The organism is Cupriavidus neocaledonicus (assembly GCF_000372525.1).
Lineage (GTDB): Bacteria > Pseudomonadota > Gammaproteobacteria > Burkholderiales > Burkholderiaceae > Cupriavidus > Cupriavidus neocaledonicus.
In genome coordinates this window covers 107,136-125,315 of record NZ_AQUR01000090.1, presented here as the reverse complement: position 1 = coordinate 125,315, position 18,180 = coordinate 107,136, and the positions used below count along the sequence as shown (strand labels likewise).

General features: G+C 66.5%; 14 protein-coding genes. 9 read left to right on the top strand and 5 right to left on the bottom strand.

Annotated features, from left to right (window positions below):
- From A3AG_RS0111905 to A3AG_RS0111885, 5 genes are all read right to left on the bottom strand, one after another.
- A partial coding sequence (locus tag A3AG_RS0111905) for a polysaccharide deacetylase family protein (protein WP_026164128.1) occupies nucleotides 1-527 on the bottom strand: 527 nt, incomplete at its 3' end.
- A 38-nt stretch (nucleotides 528-565) separates the two neighbouring features.
- Nucleotides 566-1,300 carry an aspartate/glutamate racemase family protein gene (locus A3AG_RS0111900; protein WP_018005616.1) on the bottom strand — a complete coding sequence of 245 codons (735 nt, stop codon included), beginning with the start codon at nucleotides 1,298-1,300 and terminating at the stop codon, nucleotides 566-568.
- A gap of 58 nt (nucleotides 1,301-1,358) precedes the next feature.
- Nucleotides 1,359-2,882 carry an NCS1 family nucleobase:cation symporter-1 gene (locus tag A3AG_RS0111895; protein ID WP_018005615.1) on the bottom strand — a complete coding sequence of 508 codons (1,524 nt, stop codon included), beginning with the start codon at nucleotides 2,880-2,882 and terminating at the stop codon, nucleotides 1,359-1,361.
- A 764-nt stretch (nucleotides 2,883-3,646) separates the two neighbouring features.
- On the bottom strand, nucleotides 3,647-5,809 hold the full coding sequence (locus A3AG_RS0111890; RefSeq protein WP_018005614.1) for a TonB-dependent siderophore receptor: 2,163 nt from the start codon (nucleotides 5,807-5,809) through the stop codon (nucleotides 3,647-3,649).
- Between the two features lie 359 nt (nucleotides 5,810-6,168).
- Nucleotides 6,169-6,696, bottom strand: coding sequence for a universal stress protein (locus tag A3AG_RS0111885; protein WP_018005613.1), 528 nt, complete (start codon nucleotides 6,694-6,696; stop codon nucleotides 6,169-6,171).
- 545 nt (nucleotides 6,697-7,241) lie between these two features.
- On the opposite strand from A3AG_RS0111885, the gene kdpF reads away from it, so the two are divergent.
- The 9 genes from kdpF to dapA all read left to right on the top strand — a co-directional run bounded on the left by kdpF (nucleotide 7,242) and on the right by dapA (nucleotide 18,141).
- Nucleotides 7,242-7,331, top strand: a complete 90-nt coding sequence (kdpF, locus tag A3AG_RS31605; protein WP_018005611.1) for a K(+)-transporting ATPase subunit F — start codon at nucleotides 7,242-7,244, stop codon at nucleotides 7,329-7,331.
- Nucleotides 7,331-9,157 carry a potassium-transporting ATPase subunit KdpA gene (gene kdpA / locus A3AG_RS0111870; protein WP_018005610.1) on the top strand — a complete coding sequence of 609 codons (1,827 nt, stop codon included), beginning with the start codon at nucleotides 7,331-7,333 and terminating at the stop codon, nucleotides 9,155-9,157. The genes kdpF and kdpA overlap by 1 nt, the downstream gene beginning before the upstream one ends.
- Nucleotides 9,158-9,404: 247 nt before the next feature.
- Entirely contained in the window at nucleotides 9,405-11,489 is a 2,085-nt protein-coding gene (kdpB, locus tag A3AG_RS0111865) for a potassium-transporting ATPase subunit KdpB (protein WP_115678492.1), read from the top strand.
- A 17-nt stretch (nucleotides 11,490-11,506) separates the two neighbouring features.
- Nucleotides 11,507-12,154 carry a potassium-transporting ATPase subunit KdpC gene (gene kdpC, locus A3AG_RS0111860; protein ID WP_026164127.1) on the top strand — a complete coding sequence of 216 codons (648 nt, stop codon included), beginning with the start codon at nucleotides 11,507-11,509 and terminating at the stop codon, nucleotides 12,152-12,154.
- 68 nt (nucleotides 12,155-12,222) lie between these two features.
- Nucleotides 12,223-15,078, top strand: coding sequence for a DUF4118 domain-containing protein (locus A3AG_RS0111855; RefSeq protein ID WP_018005607.1), 2,856 nt, complete (start codon nucleotides 12,223-12,225; stop codon nucleotides 15,076-15,078).
- A gap of 28 nt (nucleotides 15,079-15,106) precedes the next feature.
- Nucleotides 15,107-15,802 (top strand): two-component system response regulator KdpE, encoded by a 696-nt coding sequence (gene kdpE / locus A3AG_RS0111850; protein WP_018005606.1) that lies wholly within the window; start codon nucleotides 15,107-15,109, stop codon nucleotides 15,800-15,802.
- Nucleotides 15,803-15,935: 133 nt separating this feature from the next.
- On the top strand, nucleotides 15,936-16,715 hold the full coding sequence (locus A3AG_RS0111845; protein ID WP_018005605.1) for a TorF family putative porin: 780 nt from the start codon (nucleotides 15,936-15,938) through the stop codon (nucleotides 16,713-16,715).
- Nucleotides 16,716-16,850: 135 nt separating this feature from the next.
- Nucleotides 16,851-17,207: a hypothetical protein gene (locus A3AG_RS0111840; protein ID WP_018005604.1), complete on the top strand. Its 357-nt coding sequence runs from the start codon at nucleotides 16,851-16,853 to the stop codon at nucleotides 17,205-17,207.
- A complete protein-coding gene (dapA, locus tag A3AG_RS0111835) occupies nucleotides 17,194-18,141 on the top strand; it encodes a 4-hydroxy-tetrahydrodipicolinate synthase (RefSeq protein WP_018005603.1) in 948 nt (315 codons plus the stop codon). The genes A3AG_RS0111840 and dapA overlap by 14 nt, the downstream gene beginning before the upstream one ends.
- Nucleotides 18,142-18,180: the final 39 nt, after the last annotated feature.

Genomic DNA, 18,180 nt, shown 5'->3' with positions numbered 1-18,180 from the left:
ACCAGGCGGCGCGTGTTGGGGCTGTCGCGGCCGGTGTACCAGCCCAGCGGCAGCTCGCCGGTCAGGTCCTTGATGATCTGCATGCCGATGCGCATGTGCTCGCGCTCGGTGGCTTCGTCGATGTTCTGGTAGTGGATCCAGCGCCAGCCGTGGCAGGCGATCTCGTGGCCCAGNTCGACGAAGGCGCGNGTCAGTTCCGGATGGCGCTGCAGCGCCATCGACACGCCGAAGATGGTCAGCGGCAGGCCGCGCTTTTCGAACTCGCGCAGGATGCGCCAGACGCCGGCGCGCGCGCCGTATTCGTAGATGCCCTCCATGCTCATGTGGCGGTCGGGGTAGGCCGCGGCGCCGACGATCTCGGACAGGAACTGCTCGGAAGCGGCGTCGCCGTGCAGCACGCAGTTTTCGCCGCCTTCTTCGTAGTTGAGCACGAACTGCAGCGCGACGCGCGCGCCGCCGGGCCAGCGGGCGTGCGGCGGGCGGGCGCCGTAACCGATCAGATCGCGGGGATAGCGGGACTGGAGCATGGTGGTGGAAGCGGACAAGGTGCGGGAAGACATGGGGTTCAGTTCAGGGCATAGGGGGCCAGCATGCCGGCATAGGCCTTGGGCAGCGGCCGTGCCCAGTCGCCGCGCTTGCTGGTGCCCAGCCGCACCGACACCAGCGCCTCGGCCAGCTTGACCGCGCACGACACGCCGTCGATCACCGGCGCGCCGATGGCGTCGGCGATCTCGTCGCACAGGTCGGTCATGCCGGCGCAGCCCAGTACGATGCATTCGCTGCGGTCTTCGGCCAGCGCCACCCGGCAGGCCTCGGTGATGATGCGGCGCGCATCGGAGCCGGGGCGCTCCAGCTCCAGCACCGGCAGGTCGCAGGCGCGCACGTTGTTGCAGAAGCGCTTCATGCCGTAGCGCTCGGCCAGGTGCCAGGCGATATTGCAGGTGCGTGCCAGCGTGGTGACCACGCTGAAGCTGCTGCCGACCACGCTGGCCATGTGCATGGCGGCCTCGGCGATGCCGATCACCGGGCCGCGCGCGACTTCGCGCGCGGCGTACAGGCCGGGGTCGCCGAAGCAGGCGATGACGTAGCCATCGACGCCTTCCTGCTCGCCGGCCAGGATCTCGTCGAGGATGCCCGGCACCGACAGGGCTTCGTCATAGTGGCTTTCGATCGAAGCCGGGCCCATGCGCGGGCTGACCGCGCTGATGCGCGTGCCGGGTGCCGCCACGGCGGCGGCGCACTGCCCGATCTTGTCGGTCATGCTCTGGGTGGTATTGGGGTTGATGATCTTCAGCTTCATGGACGCGGCTCGGTTCGGTGCGATCGTGTTCGTGGGTCGGTTCAGGGATGGATCGGCATCACGCCTGGCTGGCGGCGCGGCGGCCCAGGTGCCCGGCCATCATGCGCGGCGCCAGCTGCCGGTACAGCACCAGCGCGATGCCCATGCCGATAAACCAGCTGTAGTTGGCCGCCGCCTGCCAGGCCGGCACCACCACGCACAGGATCGGGATGATGGCCGCGGGAATCATGGTGGCCACGGCCGCCGGGTTGAAGCCGTTGCGGTACCAGTAGCGGCCGCGCGGATTCAGCGTGTACAGGTCATCGACCTGCACATGCTGGCGCCGCACCAGGTAGTAGTCGGCGATCAGGATGCCGAACAGCGGACCGATGAAGGCGCCCAGCACGTCCAGCGTGTAGTGGATCACCTGCGGGTTGTTGTACAGGTTCCACGGCGTGATGAAGATCGAAGCCACCGCGGCGATCATGCCGCCGGTGCGCCAGCTGATGTGCTTGGGCGACACGTTGGAGAAGTCGAACGCCGGCGAGACGAAGTTGGCGACGATGTTGATGCCGATGGTCGCCGTCATGAAGGTGAAGGCGCCCAGCAGCATGGCGAAGGTGCTGTCGATATGGCTGACGGTTTCGACCGGATCGGTGATCAGCTTGCCGAACACCGGCAGCGTGGCCGAGGTGGTGATCACGGTCAGCAGCGAGAAGCCCAGGAAGTTGACCGGCAGGCCCCAGAAGTTGCCGCGCTTGACCGACTTGAAATCCTTGGCATAGCGCGAGAAGTCACCGAAATTCAGCATCGGGCCGGAGAAGTACGACACCACCAGCGCGATCGCGCTCAGCATCACCGGCACCGCTTCCCAGCCGGTGTACTTGACGAAGCTCAGCGTGAAGTTGACGTTCTCCCAGCCGGCCTTGTTCACCAGCCAGATCGCCAGCGCGATCATCACCACGTACACCGCCGGGCCGGCCCAGTCGATGAACTTGCGGATGGTCTCCATGCCGGTCCAGAACACCAGCGCCTGCAACACCCATAGCACCATGAAGGCGGCCCAGCCGAGCGTCGACAAGCCGGCGAAGCCATGCAGCCTGACGTCGGCGTATGGCGCCAGTGCCGGGAAGAAGTGCAGCGCCAGCACCAGGAAGGCGCTCGACGCGAGATAGGTCTGGATGCCGTACCACGCCACCGCGATCAGCCCGCGGATGATGGCCGGGATATTGGCGCCGAGCACGCCGAACGAGGCCCGGCAGATGACCGGATAAGGCGTGCCGGTCACCTGGCTGGGCTTGGCCACCAGGTTGCAGAAATACTGCACGATCACGATCCCCACCAGCAGCGACACCAGCACCTGCCAGCTGGTCAGCCCCAGTGCGAACAGGCTGCCCGCGGTGATATAGCCGCCGACGCTGTGCACGTCGGACATCCAGAACGCAAAGATGTTGTAGGTGCCCCAGGTCTGCTTGCGCAACGGGGCCAGGTCCTCATTGGTCAGGCGTTCGTCATAGCTGGGCTTGATCAGGGCATTGCCGTGTGCGGCATGCCCGCCCTGCGCCTGCGCTGCGTCGGCGGGGGTTGCGGTGGTTTGCATCATCTGAGTCTCCTGGCAGATGTGTGTCTTGACGATAGGCGACGCGCGGCCCTTCGGGGCTCTGTGCGGTGCGCCAGGGGGTGTTTAATGTGTCTACTAAATTGTCTACAAAATTGGTTATGGGTGTAGACGATGTTGTAGATCACGGATTCTCGATTGTCAACATTCGTTTTCCCTGAAGTTGGGGGGCGGGGGGGCGTTAGTGGGTGGGGATGTATGCGGTGGACTTCGTGGATGCTCCGACCCTCACCCCCGGCCCTCTCCCGCGAGCGGGAGAGGGAGCAAACAAGCGGGAGGGGAGAGTCCTTTGGGCTCTTCCGCGACAGCGCCGTGCGAGCGCAGCGACGCACTCTGTGCCGAGACGTAGATCTGAGACAGGGAGCGCGCGCAGCGCAGCCGAAGGCGTCCCACCGATAGCGCGAGCAGCAGGCTGCCTACACCCTGTTGGGATCGTTCAAAAGTGGGTGATCAAAGGCACTGGCCCTGACTCAAATAGCGTAGCAGGGTCGAACAGGCAAACACGCCCAAACGGAAAGCACCACCGCCCGAACCACCAACGCCGTGGAATTGATTGCCAGCCGCATAGGCGACGCGTTTCTTGCCTGCTTCTTGTCGCTCGGACAAGAAGTAGGTCGCCGGCTGCGCCGGCGAAACAGCCGCGCCCGCCAAGCACGACAAACCAACCAACCGCCGCACCCCAGGCACAGGATGAACCAACAAAAAACCCGCTCCAGAGAGCGGGTGTCATTGCGCGCGTGCGGAAAACTTCAATACGCGATCTTCGCTGTCAAACTGACGCTGCGCGGATCCGCCGGCTGGATGTAGTTTTCGTACTGGAAGCCCCAGTAGCGCTTGTTGGTCACGTTGTTCAGCGCGGCGCGCAGCGTCAGGTCCTTGCCGGCGACGCGGGTGCTGTAGCTGGCGCCGAGGTTGAACACCGTGTAGCCGCCGGCGTCGAGCGTATTGCCGGCATTGAGCTTGGTGCTGCCGGTGTATTTGCCGTCGACGCCCAGGCGCAGGCCCGGCACGAACGGCACCCGGTAGCTGACGCGGCCGGCCATGATGAAGCCGGGTGCGCCGGCGACGCGGTTGCCGCTGTTGGCCACGCCCTTGTCGTAGTACGAATCGAGATACATCGCGCTGGCGCCGAACTCCCATTGCGCGCCCAGGCGGTACACGCCGGCCAGCTCCAGGCCCTGGTAGATCGAGGTGCCGTCCTGCTGGCGCGTCGGCACGCCGCCGCTGATGCTGTCGTATTCGGCGCCGCGCTCGATGCGGAAGGCCGCGGCGGTCGCGCTCCACGCGGTCTGGTCGGCCTTGACGCCGATTTCGTACTGCTTGCTGCGGATCGGGCTGAGCAGCTGGCGCGCGTTGGTGTAGCCGTCCGGCACGATCGAGCCGGGCTCCAGCGCCTCGACATAGCTGGCATAGACCGTGGCCGTCGGCACCGGCTTGAACATCAGCGCCAGCGTCGGCGTGACCACGCCGCTCTTGCTGTAGCTGGAGGTGACCGGCACATAGCCGTTCTGCTCGAAGTTGGTCACGCGCAGGCCGGCCAGCACCGACCAGCGCTCGCTCAGCTGCACGGTGTCGCTGGCGAATACCGACTTCTGCGTGATGTCGCTGTTGCGCACCTTGTTGAAGGCGGTCGAGCTGTAATACGTGTTGGTGTTCGGCGCGAAGATATTGCCGGTGCCGATGACGTCGCCGAAGCCATTGTTGTCATAGCGGTCGATCTGCTTCTGCCACGACAGGCCCGTCACCAGCTGGTGGCCGAACGGGCCGGTGCGGAACTTGCCCTCCAGCATCGCCTGCCATTGCCCCACCTGCTGGTTCTGCGCGGTGTCGTAGCGCTGGTCGATATAGTCGCCGGCCTGGTTCAGCAGGTTGTAGGTGCTTTCATTGCGGCTGCGGTTGACCTTGGTGAAGCTGTAGCTGGTGCTGACCGCCCAGTCCGGATTGATCTGGTAACGCAGGCCGGTGCTGTACAGCTGCAGGTTGGTGTTCAGGTGCTGGTCGGCACCCGCGAAGTTGCGGATGCGCCCGGATACCGTGCCCGGCAGCGCCGTATCGCCATAGCTCCACAGGCTGAACGAGGGCATCTGGCCGGTGGCGCGGCGGTCCTGGTAGATCGAGTCGAAGTTCCAGGTCAGGTCCTTGGTCAGGCGCGCGTCCAGCCCCAGCGACACGCTGTCGCGCCGGATGTTGCGCGCGTTGTACGGGGTGCCTTCCTCGTGCGTCGCGTTCAGGCGGTAGCCGAACATGTTGTCGGGGCCGGCGCGGCCGCCCAGATCGACGTGCTCGCTCCACACGTTGGCGGCACGGTAGCCCAGTTCGAACGACGCCGTGAAGGTGTCGGTCGGCTTCTTGGTGACGTAGTTGACGATGCCGCCCGGCGTGGCGAAGCCGTACATAAAGCCCGGCAGGCCCTTGAGCAGCTCCACCTGCTCCATGTGCTCGTAGGGCAGCGTAATGCCGTAGGCCACGAACGGCAGGCCGTTGATCTTGAAGCCGTTCTGCCAGTCGATCTGCAGGCCGCGCACGCTCAGGTAGCTGGACCAGCTGTTGTAGCCGTTGCCGTTGTCGCTGACCGACGCGTCCATGGTGAAGACGTCGCCGAGCTTGGCCACCTGGCGCTCGGCCAGGTCTTCGCCGGTGACGATGGTGGTGGAGTACGGCGTGTCCAGCTGCGTGCGCGAGCCCAGCGCGCCGGTGCTGGCCTTTTTCTCAAGCTGCAGGCCGGCATCGTCCACCGCCGAGGCGCTCACGGTCACCGCCGGCAGCGAGGCCGCAGCGGCCGGCGCTGCGGCTTGCTGCGCCAGCGCGGCCGTCGCCGGAAAGCCGGCGAGCACGGCAAGTTGCGCCATCACGGCGAGATGGCGGGGTTGGGGGGCGCGCGCACGCGCGGCGCGAAGGACTTGGCGGCTCATGGTGGGACAGCAGAAGACAGGCAGGCCTGTATGTAAATGTCAATACAAATGCGAATAATTCGCATTTCGGAAAAGACCGAATGATGCCCACGCGCGCGCCCTGGCGTCAAGGCGGCAGGATGGGGTTTGTGGTGAAAGCAACGGCGGATGGTGGCCGGTCCGGGCGTGCGCAGGTCCCGACAAGATCATGACCCGCGGCGTGCCGACGGCGCGGCACCGGTACCTGGTACCGCATTGGACTGGCGCCTCGGCCAACAGACAGCGCCGGCGCAGCGGAGACCGCCGGCGCTGGCCGATACCTGCGGATCCCGCCCGGCCTCAAAGCGTGCGGCAGTCGCGGTCCGGGACTGCGTTGCGGTTCAGTACGAAACGCTCGCCGGATAGACGACCAGCGCCGGATGGTTGCGCGCCGACGTGGGCCATTGGGGGCGGGTCGCGCCGGGGATGCGCATGGTCCGCGGCGCATTGACCAGTGTGACGGGAATGGGCGAGCGCCGCATGATCCTGGCGGGAACGCCGGCGCCGGCGAGCGCCAGGATGCGCGACCAGCACGACACGCCCAGCAGGATGCCGTCGCATGCGCAGGCCCTGGCCGCGCTGATGATGGTCTGCACAGGCGTGCCGACGCCAATCTGCGCCACATGCTTTACGCCTGAGTCGGCGAGGATGTCGGCAGCCCTGGCAAGTACCGCTTCGCCGGCTTGCCGTTCCCGCTCGCGCAGTTCGGCAAGCGAATGATAGGCGCTGGCACGCCCATGTTCGATCGGACGTTGCACGTTGAGCAGCACCACCTCGGCAGCGCAGCCTTCTGTGCAGAGGAAGGCTGCGTGGCGGACGGCCCATAGCGAACTGTCCGAGTCGTCGGCAACAACGAGTAGCTTGATCATGTCGGTCTAGAAGGATTGATATGCCGGGACCGTTGTGCGGGGCCACGCTGCAGTACCGGTAGCGTATGCAAGTCTGCGTTTACCGCGCATCAATAAATGGCTGCCGCACGTAAAGATCCGATAAAGACGGAGGCGAAGCCGCGGCACCGCTGTTGCGCCCTCGGAACGGCAAGCGGTGCGGGGCCAGACGCCGCGGGGGGCTGCCCGCGTGTGGCATGAAGGGTCCGGCAAAGATCTTCGGCACCGCGCAATGCTGCGGCCGGCGCGGCGCGCGCAAGCCCGGTCTTTATACGTTCTTTATACGTTTGCGCCGCCTTTATACCCAGTTTTTACGACGCCCTCGCTAAGCTCCAAGCCTGAGTTGCTCTGAGGTGTTTTGTCATGGACTGGATCTATCTGATCGTATTGCTTGGGCTCGCTGCCCTGAGCGCGGCGTTGTTGGGGCTTTGCATCAGGCTCGCACCTGACGCAACGGGGGCCACTGCGCCTGGCGCCCAGCACATCCCGTTGCCGGACACGGACGGCACAACTGACAGGGGGCTGTGATGGCGTGGACCGACCTGCTCGGCGGCGCGCTGGCTGTCGCCGTCTTCGTTTACCTCCTCGTTGCGCTGTTCCGGCCGGAGAAATTCTGATGTCATCGCAATTCGTGGGTCTGCTGGCCCTGTATCTGGCCATCCTGCTGGCATGCGCGCCGTTCCTCGGGCGCTATATCCGGCGTGCGGTGGAGGATGACCGCTATGCCCTGACGGGGTGGGGACGCCCGCTCGAGCGGCTGCTGTATCGCCTGGGCGGTGTGCGTCCGGATGCCGGGATGGGATGGAAACACTACGCCATCGCGGTGGTAGCGTTCAACCTGCTTGGCGTGCTTGCGGTCTACGCGCTCCAGCGCCTGCAAGGGATGCTGCCGCTCAACCCGCAAGGCTTCGGCGCGGTGTCGCCGGACTCCGCGTTCAATACGGCCATCAGCTTCGTCTCCAATACCAACTGGCAGGGCTATGCGGGCGAGTCCACCATGGCTTACCTGACCCAGATGCTCGCGCTGACCGTGCAGAATTTCCTGTCCGCGGCGACCGGCATTGCCGTGGTGTTCGCGCTGATCCGCGGCTTTGCGCGGCAGAGCACCGTCACCATCGGCAATTTCTGGGTCGATCTGACCCGGATCACGCTGTACGTGCTGGCGCCGCTCGCCACGGTGATTGCGCTGGCCCTGGTCAGTCAGGGCGTGATCCAGAACTTCGACGCCTATCGGGAAGTCAGCCTGGTTGCGCCGGTGGAATACAGCCAGCCCAAGGTCGACGCTGCCGGGCAACCGGTACTCGATGCCGGGCACCAGCCGGTGACCGAGGCGGTGACGACGGACAGGCAGACGCTGGCGATGGGCCCCGTGGCTTCGCAGGAAGCCATCAAGATGCTCGGCACCAACGGCGGCGGGTTCTTCAACGCGAACTCCGCGCATCCCTTTGAAAACCCCAACGGGCTTGCCAACCTCATCGAGATGCTGGCGATTTTCCTGATCCCGGCCGCGCTGTGCTTCACCTTTGGCGAGATGGTGGGTGACAGGCGGCAGGGGATAGCGGTGCTCGCGGCGATGGCGGTGATCTTCGTCGCCATGGCCAGTGTGGCAGGCATCGCCGAGCAAATGGCCAATCCTGCCCTGGCGGGCTTGTCTGTCGACCATGCCGGCTCGCTGCTGCAGGGGGGCGGCAACATGGAAGGCAAGGAAACCCGTTTCGGTATCGCCGCGTCGGCGTTGTTTGCCACCATCACCACGGCTGCGTCGTGCGGCGCGGTCAATGCCATGCACGACTCCTTTACCGCCATTGGCGGCGGGGTCCCCATGCTGCTGATGCAACTGGGCGAGGTGGTGTTCGGCGGCGTGGGTTCGGGCCTGTACGGCATGCTCGTGTACGCATTGCTGGCGGTGTTTATTGCCGGCCTGATGATCGGCCGCACGCCCGAGTACCTCGGCAAGAAGATCGAAACCTACGAGATGAAGATGACCGCGGTGGCGATCCTGGTCACGCCGCTGCTGGTGCTGCTCGGCACATCGGCCGCGGTGATGACCGAAGCGGGCCGCGCCGGGGTGTTCAATCCCGGCACGCACGGGTTCTCCGAGATCCTGTATGCGTTGTCGTCCGCGGCGAACAACAACGGCAGCGCCTTCGCCGGCCTGTCGGCCAACACGCCGTTCTACAACACGCTGCTGGCGGCGGCAATGTGGCTCGGACGCTTCTGGATCATCATCCCGGTGCTCGCCCTGGCGGGCTCGCTGGCGGCCAAGCGACGCGTGCCGGTAAGCGGCGGCACCATGCCCACGCACGGCCCGCTGTTCGTGGCGCTGCTGGTTGGCACGGTTCTGCTGGTGGGAGCGCTGACCTATGTGCCAGCGCTGGCACTCGGACCGGTTGCCGAGCAACTTCAGGGCGCCGTGACCGCAACCCAACCGGCGACCCACTGACCCAGTGATATCAGGCATTCCTGCGCGCCTGGCACCTGCGGCCCGAGCGGGCTACGCGCCGGCGCTTACGGAGGATTGCGGAGAAACCATGCAACACGATTCGATGGCCCAGACGGCCAAAGGCAAGGGCACGGCGCCCGACACAACCGTTTCCAGGCCTGCGCAAGCGCAGGGAGCGGCTGCCGCCGGCACGCAGCACGCCGCCCACCACCACGCTCATCATCCACACCGGCCGAGCTCGCGCGGGATGCTTGCGCCGGAATTGGTAAGGCCAGCGCTTGCGGCGGCGTTCAGAAAGCTGTCGCCACGCGACCAGTTGCGCAACCCGGTCATGTTCGTCGTCTATGTCGGCAGCATCCTGACGACGATCCTGTTCCTGCGCGCGCTGTTCGAGCCCGCGCCCGCCGCAGGCAGCGAGACCGCGGGCTTCATCCTGGCGGTGGCGATCTGGCTGTGGTTCACGGTGCTGTTCGCCAACTTTGCCGAGGCGCTGGCGGAGGGGCGCAGCAAGCAACAGGCGCAGGCACTGCGGGGACTGAAGACGACCGTGACCGCGCGCGTGCTGAGGGACGGCAAGCGCGGCGGCGCCACCGAGCCGCGGGCTGCTACCGCCCTGCGGCGCGGCGACGTCGTGCTGGTGGAAGCGGGCGACATGATTCCCGGCGACGGCGAGGTCATCGACGGCGTGGCTTCGGTTGACGAGAGCGCCATCACCGGGGAGTCGGCGCCGGTGATTCGCGAATCCGGTGGCGATTTCTCGTCGGTGACGGGCGGCACGCGCGTGCTGTCGGACTGGATCGTGGTGCGCATCACCACCAATCCCGGCGAAAGCTTCATCGACCGCATGATTACCATGGTGGAAGGTGCCAAGCGGCAGAAGACGCCGAACGAACTGGCCCTGACCATCCTGCTGGTCGGCCTGACCCTGGTGCTGCTGCTGGCCACGGCCACGCTGCAGCCGTTCTCGCTCTATGCCGTGCTGGTGACCAAGGCCGGTGTCCCCGTGACGATGACCGTACTGGTGGCGCTGCTGGTGTGTCTCATACCCACGACCATCGGCGGCCTGCTGTCCGCCATCGGCGTCGCCGGCATGAGCCGGATGATGGAAGCGAACGTGATCGCCACCTCGGGCCGCGCGGTCGAGGCCGCCGGGGACGTGGACGTGCTGCTGCTCGACAAGACCGGCACCATTACCCATGGCAACCGCCAGGCCGCGCACTTCATCCCGGCGCCGGGCGTGTCGCTGCTGCAGCTCGCGGAAGCGGCCTGGCTGTCGTCGCTGGCCGATGAAACCCCGGAAGGCCGCAGCATCGTGTCGCTGGCGCGGCAGCAACCCGGCATCGGCCTCGTCGCGCCGCAGAGCACCGCACTGCCGGTATTCGTGCCATTCAGCGCGCAGACGCGCATGAGTGGCATCGATCTCGCGCACGGCGACGGCGCCCGGCAGGTGCGCAAGGGCGCGGCCGATGCGGTGCGGCGCTACGTGACCGAGCACGCCGGCAAGTTTCCGGACGCCGTGATGCAGGCCGTGGACGACGTGGCACGCGCCGGCAGCACGCCCCTGGTGGTGGCCGATGCCAGCGGTACGTCGGTGCGCGTGCTCGGCGTGATCGAGTTGAAGGACATCGTCAAGACCGGCATTCGCGAACGCTTCGGCGAACTGCGCAAGATGGGGATCAGGACGGTGATGATCACCGGCGACAACCGCCTGACCGCGGCGTCGATTGCCGCCGAAGCGGGCGTGGATGACTTCCTTGCCGAGGCCACGCCCGAGGCCAAGCTCAGGCTGATCCGCCAGTATCAGGCGGATGGCCGCCTGGTCGCCATGACCGGAGACGGTACCAACGACGCCCCGGCGCTGGCGCAGGCCGACGTTGCCGTGGCGATGAACAGCGGCACGCAGGCCGCCAAGGAGGCCGGTAACATGGTCGACCTGGACAGCAATCCGACCAAGCTGATCGAAATCGTCGAGATCGGCAAGCAGATGCTGATGACGCGCGGATCGCTGACGACCTTCAGCGTTGCCAATGACATCGCCAAGTATTTCGCGATCATCCCGGCAGCGTTCGCCACGACCTATCCTCAGCTCAACCTGCTCAATGTCATGGGCCTGGCGACGCCGGCGTCGGCAATCATGTCGGCGGTGATCTTCAATGCACTGATCATCGTCGTCCTGATTCCCCTGGCCCTGAAGGGCGTGGTCTACCGGCCCCTTGGCGCCGCGGTGCTGCTGCGGCGCAACCTGGTGATCTACGGCCTTGGCGGCATCCTGGTGCCGTTCGCCGGCATCAAGCTGATCGACATGATCCTTGCCCTGTTCGGCTGGGTCTGACTTTTCCCGGAGTACACATGAATCCTCAAGCGCAATCACCGCAAGCGCCGCTTCAGCCGGCCATGCCGGCCCCGGCGCCGGTGCAGGGCGGGCTGTTCCGGCCCATGATCGCGGTCTTCGTTGCCTTGTCGCTGGTGACTGGCCTGCTTTATCCGGGCGTGATCACCGGCATCGCGAAAGCCGTGTTCCCGCACCAGGCGGGGGGCTCGCTGATCGGCAAGGACGGCAAGACCGTGGGATCCGAACTGATTGGCCAGCCGTTCTCCGACCCTGGATACTTCTGGGGCCGCTTGTCCGCGACGGCGCCGATGCCATTCAACGCGTCGGCGTCGGCCGGATCGAACCTGGGTCCGAACAATGCCGCGCTGACCGATGCCGCCCGCGCCCGCATCGAGGCGTTGCGCGCCGCCGAGCCGGGCAACGCGGCGCCGGTGCCCGTGGACCTGGTCACGGCCTCGGGCAGCGGCCTGGACCCGCACATCAGTCCGGCCGCCGCCGGATACCAATCGGCCCGCGTCGCCCGCGCCCGGGGTATCCCGCTGGAGCAGGTCAGGCAGTTGATCGCCGCCAATACCGACGTGCCGCTGCTGGCGGTGCTGGGTGATCCCGGTGTGAACGTGCTGAAGCTGAACCTCGCGCTCGACGGTGTTGCACCGATCCGCTGACGCGGTCACCATAGCAGGGATGAAACAGTGCGGCCTTTACCGGGCCACGGCCACGGATGAGCCCCCTCATGTCTGATGCAGAATTCCGCGTCGCCGGCGCGCGCCCCGATCCGGACGCGCTGCTGCAAATGGTGCAGGCCGAAGGGGAACGGTCGGCACGCGGCAAGCTCAGGGTTTACTTCGGCGCGTCGGCTGGCGTCGGCAAGACCTTCGCCATGCTGACCGCGGCGCGAGCCGCGGCGCAACAGGGTACCGATGTCGTCATCGGCATCGTCGAGACCCATGGCCGCGCGGAGACCGAAGCGCTGATCTCCGGTATCGAACGGCTGGCGATGAAGGACGTGCCGTATCGCGAGCGCGTGCTCAAGGAGTTCGACCTGGACGCGGCGCTGGCCCGCCATCCGTCCCTGATCCTGGTTGATGAACTGGCGCATTCGAATGCGCCAGGCAGCCGCCATCCCAAGCGCTGGCAGGATATCCAGGAACTGCAGGGCGCCGGCATCGACGTCTGGACGACCGTCAATGTCCAGCATCTCGACAGCCTGAACGAAGCGGTCGGGGGCATCACCGGCATCCGCGTCTGGGAAACCGTTCCCGACACGGTCTTCGACAGCGCCGACGAGGTCGTGCTGGTCGACCTGCCAGCCGATGAACTGCTGCGTCGCATGAAGGAAGGCAAGGTTTACCTGCCGGAGCAGGCCCGGCATGCGGCGCGCAATTTCTTTCGCAAAGGCAACCTGATCGCCCTGCGCGAACTGGCGTTGCGGCGTACCGCCGATCGTGTCGACGACGACGTGCGGGCCTGGCGGCAGGCGCAAGCCGTGCAGGCGGTCTGGCGCACGCGCGAAGCCGTTCTGGCCTGCATCGGCAGCGGCGACGATGCCGAGCAGGTGGTCAAGAGCGCGCGACGCCTGGCGGGGCAACTGGACTGCGACTGGCATGTGGTCACGATCGCCACGCCGCGGCTGGCGCCGCCATCCGCGGCCGGCAAGGCCCGGCTGCAAGCGGCCATGCACCTGGCCGAGGAACTCGGCGCGCGGACGGAGACCCTGGCGGGCAATGACATGGTGCAGGCCGTGGTCGGCTACGTGCGCCGCCATAACCTGACCAAGGTGGTGATCGGACGGGCACCGGCGGACTGGCGTCGTGGCGGCGCCTCGCTGGCCGAGCGCGCCCGTTCGCTGCTGGCGCTGGCGCTGTCGCCTTTCGTCAGCGCGCCGGCCTGGCTGTTCGGCCGCCGCAGTTTTGCCGATGCGCTGGCGATCGGCTGTCCGGAAGTCGACATCATCCGGGTCGCCGCCGATACCACGCGTGCCGACATCCGGCCGCGCCACGCGGCGCAGGAAGCGGAACCGGGCGAACCGCAGCCGGGCGCCACGCGCAAGGACTACGCCTGGGCGGTGGTCTGGTGCGCCTGTGCCACGATGTTGTCGGCATTGGCATTCCCGTGGTTCGATGTCGTCAACATCGCGATGCTGTTCCTGGCGGCAGTCGTCGGCGTCGCGCTGCGTCACGGCCGCGGGCCCGCCGCACTCGCATCCGTCCTGGCGGTGGCCGCCTTCGATTTCTTCTTTGTACCGCCACGGCTGTCATTTGCCGTGAGCGACGTGCAGTACCTGCTGACCTTCCTGGTCATGCTCTCTGTCGGGCTGGTCATTGGCCAACTGACTGCCGGGCTGCGCGAGCAGGCCCGCCTGGCGGTTCAGCGCGAGGAAGACGCGCGCACCTTGTACGAACTGGCGCGCGAGTTGTCCGGCGCCCTGATGCCAGACCAGATCGTTTCGATCGGCAGCCGCTTCCTGCGGGCGGCGTTCGATGCCAGTTCCGCCTTTTTCCTGGTGTCGCCGCAGGGGCGGCTGTTGCCGCCCGTGTCGGACGCCAGCCAGCACGATGCGACCGTGCGTACCGATTCGATTGACCGCATACTGGCCGAATGGGTCTTTACGCATGGCCAGCCCGCCGGTACCGGCACTCACACGTTGCCGGGCAGCACCGTGCTGTACCTGCCGCTCAAGGCGCCCATGCAGACTCGCGGCGTGCTCGCGGTCGAGCCCGCGGCATCGCGCGCGTTTGCGCAGCCGGCGCTGCGCCGCCAGGTGGATGTGTTCTGCACGCTGATCGCAATCGCCATCGAGCGGCTACACTATGTCGAGGTCGCGCAGCAAGCGCTGCTGTCGATGGAATCGGAGCGACTGCGCAGCTCGCTGCTGGCCGCCGTGTCGCATGACCTGCGTACGCCGCTGACCAGCCTGATCGGCATGGCCGAGACCCTGCAGCGCGGCAGTCCGCCGCTGGCGCCGGCGGTGGACCAGATGGTATCCGCGATGCTGGAACAGGCCAGGCGGATGAGGACGATGGTGGTCAACCTGCTGGATATGGCGAGACTGCAAGGTCCCGATGTCCGCGTCACCAAGGAATGGCAGTCGGTGGAGGAACTGGTCGGCGCCAGCCTTGCCTCGATGCGCGAGGCGCTGGCCGGCCATCGCGTCGTGGTGGCAGACCTGTCGGCCGTGCCGCTGGTCGAATGCGACGCGGTACTGATCGACCGCGTGCTCTGCAACCTGTTGGAGAACGCGGCCAAGTACACGCGCGCGGGCACCGAGATCCGGATTGCGGCCGCGGTGGCCCAGGATGACATCCGGATTTCGGTGGAGGACGACGGCCCCGGCGTACCCACGGGCAAGGAACGGCAGATTTTCGAGAAGTTCACGCGCGGCGAACGCGAATCTGCCACGGCAGGCGTCGGGCTCGGCCTTGCCGTCTGCGAGGCCATCATGCTGGCGCATGGCGGTCGTATCTGGGTCGAGCCTGCGCATCGCCCCGATCTGCCGGTGGGGGCCCACGGCCGGGCCGGAGCGCGCTTTACCATCGCACTGCCGCGCGGCAATCCGCCTGCGCTCGAGCCTGAGCCGGCGGATGCCTGAAGTGCGGTACACCCAAGGAGAGAAGGTCATGCCGTTCGATTTTTCCCCCACCATCCTGCTGGTCGAAGACGAGCCGCATATCCGGCGCTTCGTTCGCTCGACGCTCGAGGCGGAGGGCTGCACGGTATGCGAGGCGGAAACGCTCAGGCGCGGCTTGATCGAGGCCGGGACGCGCCAGCCAGACCTTGTCATTCTCGACCTGGGGCTGCCGGACGGCGATGGCGTGCAGTTGATCGGCGAGGTGCGAACCTGGACCCATGTGCCGATTCTGGTGCTGTCCGCCCGCAGTGGCGAAGCCGACAAGGTTGGCGCGCTGGATGCCGGTGCCGACGACTACCTGACCAAGCCGTTCAGCGTCGCCGAGCTGACCGCGCGCTTGCGCGTGCTGCTGCGCCGACATGCCAAGGCCAATCCGCAGGGGTCTTTCCAGATTTCGTTTGGCGACGTGCACGTCGACCTGTCCAACAGGACGGTGACGCGTTCCGGCCAGGCCGTGCATCTGACCCCGATCGAATATCGCTTGCTGGCGGTATTGATCGCGCATCGCGGCAAGGTCATGACGCACCGCGAACTGCTGCGCGAAGTCTGGGGCCCGGCGCAGTCCGAAAGCAGCCAGTACCTGCGGGTCTACATGGGACACCTGCGGCACAAGCTCGAAGCCGACCCGGCGCAACCCGCCCATCTGCTGACCGAGATCGGCCTGGGCTACCGGTTCGCGGGATAGACCCCGGGAAAGCCAGGATCTTTATGGGATTTACACGCAGGCGTGGCAGTCTTTTGATACCGTTTTTAGCCGTCTGCGCCTATCGTGGCGAGGCTCCCGCTTCGGGAGTTCCTTCAACTCTCGCCAAACGAAAATGACTTTCCTGCGCCAGACCTCCGGTGCGCTGCTTGTCTGCGCCGTACCTGCCCTTACGCTGTTTGCTGCCTGCCCCGCCATGGCGCAATCGCAGCCTGAAGCCGAAACGCCGACGCACGCGTTCAGCGCCAACGTCTCGGTGGCAACCGACTACCGCTACCGTGGCCTGATGCAGACCAACCGCCGGCCTGCCATCCAGGGCGGCTTCGACTACAGCCATGCCAGCGGTTTTTACCTGGGCAACTGGAACTCCAGCATCAGCTGGCTGGGCGACAGCAACGCGGAAGTATCGGCGCCGATCGAGATGGACTTCTACGGCGGCTACAAGGGCATGATTGGCACGGACTGGAGCTACGACGTCGGCGTGCTGCAGTACTTCTATCCGGGCGACTATCCGGCAGGCTACACGCGACCCTATACCACCGAGCTCTACGCCGGCCTGGGATATGGCCCGGTGACGCTGAAGTACTCCTATGCGCCGACCAACCTGTTCGGGTTCGCGGACAGCAAGCATAGCTGGTACGTCGACCTGTCGGCGAACGTGCCGCTCAATGTCTGGGGCCTGACGCTGAATACGCATGTCGGCTATCAGAAGGTGCAGGTGGCCAACGCATCGTATGTGGACTGGAGGATCGGCCTGACCAAGGACCTGGGCAAGGGCTTCGCGCTGGCGGTGGCCTATATCGATACCAATGCCGACAAGGCCGTGTACACCAATGCCAAGGGCCGCTACATGGGCCGTGGTACGGCGTGGGCGTCGCTGACCAAAACGTTCTGAGCGTTCGTGTCGCCGGTGCCGGTCTTGATGCCGATTTGATGGCGCCGCCCCCAATCCTTGCATCAAATTTAGACGTCGCTCGCTAGCATAAGGCTATGTCCAACATGCGACCCGCACGCGCGGGTTCACATCAACATGCGACCTTCAAGCCTGGCGGTTGATACGGTTCCCCGACGTCCCACCTCGCGCCGCGGCGAAAGCGCCGTCGCCGCGCCGCGCAAGGTTCCCTTGCCGGCGCCCGCGCGGATCCGGCTGCGCCTTGGCGTGTCTTCCGTCGAGGTGTTTGCCTTGCGCCGGACGCTGCACCAGGTGCTCGGTGGACGCATCCGCGTCTACGTGGTGAGCGTGGACTACCGGCACGGGGAAACCACGATGCACGTGGACCTGGCCCGCGCCGATCGCGACGCGGCCATGCATGCCATCATGACGGCGTTGCCGGCAGCGGAATTCGGCGCCACGACGGCGCTGGGGGACGACCATGTGGCGCACTGAAGAAGAGGCCTTCACCGGTCCCGCCGTGCAGTCCTGCACCGCGACCGAAGCGGCCGGCATCGGTGCGAATCCGCGCCGCTCGCCATGGGGCGTGTGGGTGCCCATGGTCACGCCGATGCGTGGCGGCGCGCTGGACCTGGCGGGCGCAGCCCGGCTGGCCGAGCATTACGTCGAGGCGGGCGTGAACGGCCTGATCATCCTGGGTACGACGGGCGAGGGTAGCCTGCTTTCCTGCCGCGAGCGGCAAGCCTTCACGGCGGCGGTGCTCGAAGCCGTCCATGGCGAGCTGCCGGTGATGGCCGGCGTAGGCGCCGTCGATACGCGTGCGGTGTGCGCGCAGGTGGCTGAACTGGATGCCTTCGATCTGGCGGGCTACCTGGTGCCGCCGCCGTACTACCTGCGGCCCTCCGACGAAGGCCTTGTCTGGCATTTTGGCGAGGTGGCGCGCGCAACCGGCCGCCCGCTGATGCTGTACAACGTGCCGAAGCGAACGGGTTGTCCGATGTCGCCTGCGCTGATCGCAACGCTGTTGGCGCACCCGCGGATCGTGGCGGTCAAGGAGTGCGACCGCGCCGGTTTGCAGGCATCTGGCAGCGATCCGCATGTTGCCGTGCTGTGCGGCGAGGATGCGGCCTTGCTCGATCACCTGCTGGCCGGCGGGGCAGGCATTGTCGCCGCGTCCGCCCATATCCGTCCGGACCTGTTCGTGCGCCTGCTGCAGCTGGCGCAGACCGGGCGCCTGCGCGCAGCCCGTGCCTTGTTTGCCAGGCTTGCCCCGCTGGTCTCGCTGCTGTTCGAGGAGCCGAACCCCGCACCGGTCAAGGCGGCCCTGGCGCTATCCGGCGTGATTGCCCCGGAAACCAGGCTGCCGTTGCAGCCGGCAAGCGCTGCGCTGGTCCACCGGCTGGAACACGCCATGGCCCTGCTCCCCTAGTGCCGCCACGCCGCGGCCCGCCCGTCCGCGGCGGTCCGG

What these genes read in the sequence shown, in the direction of transcription:
- A3AG_RS0111900 (WP_018005616.1), bottom strand. Translation starts at nt 1,300, where the DNA reads ATGAAGCTGAAGATCATCAACCCCAATACCACCCAGAGCATGACCGAC.
- A3AG_RS0111895 (WP_018005615.1), bottom strand. Translation starts at nt 2,882, where the DNA reads ATGATGCAAACCACCGCAACCCCCGCCGACGCAGCGCAGGCGCAGGGC.
- A3AG_RS0111890 (WP_018005614.1), bottom strand. Translation starts at nt 5,809, where the DNA reads ATGAGCCGCCAAGTCCTTCGCGCCGCGCGTGCGCGCGCCCCCCAACCC.
- A3AG_RS0111885 (WP_018005613.1), bottom strand. Translation starts at nt 6,696, where the DNA reads ATGATCAAGCTACTCGTTGTTGCCGACGACTCGGACAGTTCGCTATGG.
- kdpF (WP_018005611.1), top strand. Translation starts at nt 7,242, where the DNA reads ATGGCGTGGACCGACCTGCTCGGCGGCGCGCTGGCTGTCGCCGTCTTC.
- kdpA (WP_018005610.1), top strand. Translation starts at nt 7,331, where the DNA reads ATGTCATCGCAATTCGTGGGTCTGCTGGCCCTGTATCTGGCCATCCTG.
- kdpB (WP_115678492.1), top strand. Translation starts at nt 9,405, where the DNA reads ATGCTTGCGCCGGAATTGGTAAGGCCAGCGCTTGCGGCGGCGTTCAGA.
- kdpC (WP_026164127.1), top strand. Translation starts at nt 11,507, where the DNA reads ATGAATCCTCAAGCGCAATCACCGCAAGCGCCGCTTCAGCCGGCCATG.
- A3AG_RS0111855 (WP_018005607.1), top strand. Translation starts at nt 12,223, where the DNA reads ATGTCTGATGCAGAATTCCGCGTCGCCGGCGCGCGCCCCGATCCGGAC.
- kdpE (WP_018005606.1), top strand. Translation starts at nt 15,107, where the DNA reads ATGCCGTTCGATTTTTCCCCCACCATCCTGCTGGTCGAAGACGAGCCG.
- A3AG_RS0111845 (WP_018005605.1), top strand. Translation starts at nt 15,936, where the DNA reads ATGACTTTCCTGCGCCAGACCTCCGGTGCGCTGCTTGTCTGCGCCGTA.
- A3AG_RS0111840 (WP_018005604.1), top strand. Translation starts at nt 16,851, where the DNA reads ATGCGACCTTCAAGCCTGGCGGTTGATACGGTTCCCCGACGTCCCACC.
- dapA (WP_018005603.1), top strand. Translation starts at nt 17,194, where the DNA reads ATGTGGCGCACTGAAGAAGAGGCCTTCACCGGTCCCGCCGTGCAGTCC.